The sequence below is a fragment of the Novacetimonas hansenii JCM 7643 genome (assembly GCF_000964405.1).
GTDB classification, from domain to species: Bacteria; Pseudomonadota; Alphaproteobacteria; order Acetobacterales; family Acetobacteraceae; genus Novacetimonas; species Novacetimonas hansenii.
The window spans coordinates 1-1918 of sequence record NZ_BANE01000244.1 but is presented as its reverse complement, the minus strand read 5'-3'; the positions used below and the strand labels follow the sequence as shown (position 1 = coordinate 1918).

Below are 1918 nucleotides of genomic sequence, written 5' to 3'. Positions count from 1 at the left end.
GAAGCTTTTTAGAAAAAGCTTCACCAAAAACCTTTATAATTTCACCATATTATGGAACCTGACCTTTCAAACACTCTCTCCGGCAGGCGCTATTTCCCAACGCCTGTTGAAAATGGCGTCACCAGAACGTTTTATGATGCCGCGTGGTGCCGGGGCCTGCTCTGTCCGGACCGTTTCCCTCCCCCCGCATACGCACCTGCGACATGCGGGGGCGGTGGTTGCCCGTATTGGTGAAGGGCGGCATGATTGGCCGACGCGCGTTGCCGTGCCGCGCCACATCCCCGATATCGCAGGATACCCGCCCATGTCCCCTTTGTTGCGCCCCTTTTGCCTGATGCTTACCGCCCTTGCGCCGGTGGTGGGGGGGCTGCCTGTGGCGTGGGCCGCACCCGCACCCGCACCCGCCGTCAGTTTCGACCGCGCGCCGTTTGGCGCCACCGATGATGGACATGCGGTGGAACAGTTCACCCTGCGCAATGCCCATGGTGTGACCGTGCGGTTCATGACCTATGGCGCCACCATCACCGCGATCGAGACCCCGGACCGCCATGGCGACATGCGCGACGTGGTGCTCGGCTTTCCCACCCTGTCGGGCTATACCCATGACAGCGCACGTGGCGGCCTGTTCTTTGGCGCGATTATCGGGCGTTATGCCAACCGTCTGGCACGCGGGACATTTTCGCTGCATGGCCACACCTATCACGTTGCCATCACCGCACCGCCCAATGCGCTGCATGGTGGGAAAAAGGGGTTCGACAAACAGGTCTGGACCTTTGAGGGCGAACAGACCGACGCCCATGGCGCCAGCGTCACGCTGGGGCTGATAAGCCCTGATGGCGACCAGGGCTTTCCCGGCACGCTGCATGTGCATGTGACCTACCGGCTGGATGACGCCAATACGCTTGGTGTGCATTACACCGCGACAACCGACCGGCCCACGGTGCTGAACCTGACGAACCACAGCTATTTCAACCTTGCGGGCGAAGGCAGCGGCAGCATCGAAAACCATATCCTGCGCATCAATGCCGACACCTTTACCCCCACCGACGCGACCTCCATCCCGCTGGGGCCGATCGCCAGCGTGGCGGGCACACCGATGGATTTCCGCACGGCCCACCGCATCGGCGATCACCTGCGCGATAACGACCCGCAGATCATGTATGCACGCGGGTATGACCAGAACTGGATCATCAATACGCCCGCCGGGACGACGCCGCGCCTTGCGGCACAGATCAGCGACCCGGCGTCAGGCCGCATGATGGAGGTCTGGACCACACAGCCGGGATTGCAGGTCTATACCTCCAATTCGCTTGACGGGGCCTATGCCGGGGTGTCGGGCCGCGCCTATCGCCAGACCGACGCCGTCGCGTTCGAGGCCGAACATTTCCCCGACTCCCCCAACCATCCCGACTTTCCCACCACGGAACTCCGCCCTGGTCAGACATTTGATCACACGACGCTTTTCCACTTTGGCATCAGCGCGACGAAAGCCCCCTGACCTGCGCCGCCATCATGGCGGCGGCCCCGCGGGATTCGCCAAACAACGTCTTTTCCTTTTGCTGGTGGCTACCTAAATATATCACCAGAACGTGAATAAGGACGATTGATGATGTGGACGGCCATGACACGCATGATATGCATCGCGGGCATGCTGGCGGGACTGGCGGCATGCGCGTCGAACCACCCACCCAGCGACCCCAGCCAGAGCGGCGGCATGGGCGGCATGACCGGCTCCCCCGGGCAGGACGACAGTTCCGACGGGCCGGGCGGTTCAGGCGGGCCGGGAATGGGTTGAGTGTAACGCCACCGGCGGGGGCTGCCGCCTTTATGGAGGTCGCCTGAAAAGGTCAGGCCAAATAACATACTGAAATTACAAAAGTTTTTGGTGAAGCTTTTTTCAAAAAGCTTCGAAAGACGC

The 1918-nt window shown here is 61.5% G+C and carries 2 protein-coding genes; both read left to right on the top strand.

What is annotated here, in order from left to right; translation table 11 throughout:
- The first annotated feature begins 334 nt into the window (after positions 1–334).
- Complete coding sequence (locus B7G66_RS14000) at positions 335–1498, top strand: aldose epimerase family protein (protein WP_141313088.1); 1164 nt, start codon at positions 335–337, stop codon at positions 1496–1498.
- Between the two features lie 123 nt (positions 1499–1621).
- Entirely contained in the window at positions 1622–1795 is a 174-nt protein-coding gene (locus B7G66_RS17945) for a hypothetical protein (protein ID WP_155116163.1), read from the top strand.
- Positions 1796–1918: the final 123 nt, after the last annotated feature.

Bases quoted from the DNA above. Each gene is read 5' to 3' on its own strand.
- B7G66_RS14000 (WP_141313088.1), top strand. From the start codon at position 335: ATGCTTACCGCCCTTGCGCCGGTGGTGGGGGGGCTGCCTGTGGCGTGG.
- B7G66_RS17945 (WP_155116163.1), top strand. From the start codon at position 1,622: ATGACACGCATGATATGCATCGCGGGCATGCTGGCGGGACTGGCGGCA.